Genomic DNA, 2,837 nt, shown 5'->3' on the forward strand with positions numbered 1-2,837 from the left:
TCGCATTGGTCACCCTGGCAGGCTAGCTGGACGCCTCGCCGCGCGGCGACACCAGATGCGGTCATGCGCGACAGCGGCCCCGGCGCGGCGACACCAGATGCAGTTACGCGCAAGCACGACCCCGGCGCGGCGACAGTAGACGGTGCAATCCCACGGGCGGAAGGGCATCTACTGTCGCCGCGCAAAGGGCTCGCGCCGCGAACCGACATCTACTGTCGCCGCGCAAACAGCTCGCGCCACGAACCGACATCTACTGTCGCCGCGCAAACAGCTCGCGCCGCGAACCGACATCTACTGTCGCCGCGCAAAGGGCTCGCGCCGCGAACCGACATCTACTGTCGCCGCGCAAAGGGCTCGCGCCGCGAACCGACATCTACTGTCGCCGCGCAAAGGGCTCGCGCCGCGAACCGACATCTACTGTCGCCGCGCGACGAAGCGACCGCGGGCCACGGCCGTGGGGCAGCAGATCAGCGCGGCGCGGCCATCGTGAGGTCGATCGGCCGGGTGTGCGCGCGCAGGCGCCCCGTGCGCCGCTCGATGAGGAACGACGTCGCGGCGATCACGAGGCCGAGGAAGGTGAGGCCGATGCCGATCCACACCGGCGCGCGGTAGCCGAAGCCGAGCCCGATGACGAGGCCGCCGAGGTAGGCCCCGAGCGAGTTGCCGAGGTTGAAGGCCGAGTGGTTCAGGGCGGCGGCGATCGAGTGCGCGTCGTGGGCGACATCCATCAGGCGCGATTGCACGGTCGGCCCCACGGCCGACGACGCGACGCCGACGAGGAAGACCCCGAGGAACAGCAGCACGGGCGTCGCGGCGAACAGGCCGGTGAAGGCGAGCGCGATCATGACCGCGACGAATGCCGCGAGGATCGTGAGCTTGACCGAGTAGTCGCCCGCGCGCCCGCCCGCGAGGTTGCCGAAGAACATGCCGATGCCGCAGACCACGAGCACGAGCGGCACCCACGGCTGCTGCGGCAGGTGCGCCACGTCGGTCACGAGCGGGGCGACGTAGGTGTAGAGCGCGAAGAAGCCGCCGAAGCCGATCGAGCCCATGCCGAGCGCGAACCAGAGCTGGGGATGCCGGAACGCGGACAGCTCGCGCCGGAAGGTCTGCTCGGGGTTGCCCGGCTGCCACGGCACCGCGAGCGCGATCGCGAGGAAGGTGAGGGCGAACAGGGCGGCGACGAAGAGGTAGGCGATGCGCCAGCCGTAGGTCTCGCCGACCCAGGTGATGGCGGGCACACCGATGATGTTCGCGACCGTGAGACCCGTCATGACGAAGGCGACCGCGCGCACGCGCTTCCCCGGCCCCATCAGGTCGCCCGCGACGAGCGAGGCGATGCCGAAGTATGCACCGTGCGGCAGCCCGCACAGGAAGCGGAAGACGAGCAGCGAGCCGAAGTTCGGCGAGAGCGCCGCGGCCACGGTCGCAACGGTGAACGCGACGAGCAGCCACAGCAGGAGCTTCTTGCGCGGCAGCTTGGCCGCACTCGCGGCGATGGTCGGGGCGCCGACGACGACGCCGAGCGCGTAGGCGCTCACGATCCAGCCGGCGCGGGCGTTGGCATCCTCGTGGTTCTGCGCCCACAGTCCCGGCAGCATCGCGTGCGCGATGTCGGGAAGCAGCCCCATCGCGACGAACTCGGTCGAGCCGATCGCGAAACCGCCGAGGGCGAGCGCGACGAGGGCGAAGCGGATGCGGGCGGGCGACAGCGTCCCCGACCCGGCGGCGGCGTCTGGCATGCGGTCGATTCTACGCGAGAGTCGAAACGATTCGACCGGCGGCGTCGCGGGCCGCGGTCTCAGCCGCCGAGCGCCGCCTCGAGCCGTTCGATCTTCCCGTCGAGCTCGCCGGTGCGGCCGGGGCGGATGTCGGCCTTGAGAACAAGCGAGACCCGGGTGCCGAACGGCAGCACGGCCTCGGTGGCGCGCTTCACGACGCCCATCACCTCGTCCCACTCCCCCTCGATCTCGGTGAACATCGACGAGGTGCGGTTGGGCAGCCCCGACTCGCGCACCACGCGCACGGCGGCGGCGACGGCGTCGTGCACCGAGCCGTCTTCGGCGGCGGACGCCCCGCCCGACGGGGCGACAGAGAAGGCGACGATCATCGTTGGTTTCCTTTCGCAGCAGTGGAACCGAGGCGCCAGAGCGCGACGAGCGCCCAGGCGAAGACGGCGAGCTCGAGCGCATTGCGCGCGGTGAGCACGGCGAGCATGGCCGGGTTCAGCGCGAGCATCGCGTCGTAGAACCACGGGTAGATGAGCTGGGTGAGCACGGTGGATGCCAGCACCAGCCACGCCGGAAGAGCGAACCGCCGCCCCGAGACCATCAGGCCGAGCATCACCGGCACGGCGAACCACGCGTGGTACTGCGGCGACCCGACCTTGTCGAACGCGCAGAACCCGACGGTGATGGCGAGTGCGAGCCACGCCGTCGTGGCCCGCGGCTCGGCCCGCGCGAGCACGGCTCGCAGCCCGAGCAGCACGGCGAGGGCGACCGCGATGGGCATCGACCAGTCGGCGATGCGGGCGAGCGCGGCGGACCCCGGCCCCGAGACCTGGAAGGTGTAGATCACCGTGTCGTAGTAGACGCTCAGGTGGGGAATCCGTGCCCATGCGGCCCACAGCAGCGGCGTCGCGAACGGCGACTCGACCTGCAGCCCGCGCCCCGACTGCTGCCCCACGAAGCTGAACACGTCGCGCGCGCCGAGCGCGAACCAGGCGATGGCCACGATCGCCGCGGTCGTCGCGACTGCGGCGATGAGGACGCGCCAGCGCTCTTTGGCGGCGACGACGATCGCGAGCACGATCGCGGCGGGCCAGAACTTCACCCACG

The 2,837-nt window shown here is 71.0% G+C and carries 2 protein-coding genes and 1 pseudogene; all 3 read right to left on the minus strand.

Annotation, left to right across the window (positions count from 1 at the left end; all coding sequences use genetic code 11):
- Positions 1-467 precede the first annotated feature (467 nt).
- Positions 468-1,742, minus strand: a complete 1,275-nt coding sequence (locus ACM2XV_RS13890) for an MFS transporter (protein WP_487027352.1) — start codon at positions 1,740-1,742, stop codon at positions 468-470.
- A gap of 59 nt (positions 1,743-1,801) precedes the next feature.
- Positions 1,802-2,110: a thiamine-binding protein gene (locus ACM2XV_RS13895; RefSeq protein WP_487027353.1), complete on the minus strand. Its 309-nt coding sequence runs from the start codon at positions 2,108-2,110 to the stop codon at positions 1,802-1,804.
- Positions 2,107-2,837: pseudogene (locus tag ACM2XV_RS13900) on the minus strand (hypothetical protein); the annotation flags it as partial. The pseudogene ACM2XV_RS13900 and the gene ACM2XV_RS13895, both read right to left, overlap by 4 nt.

It is taken from the genome of Gryllotalpicola sp. CP2-P1 (assembly GCF_057512245.1).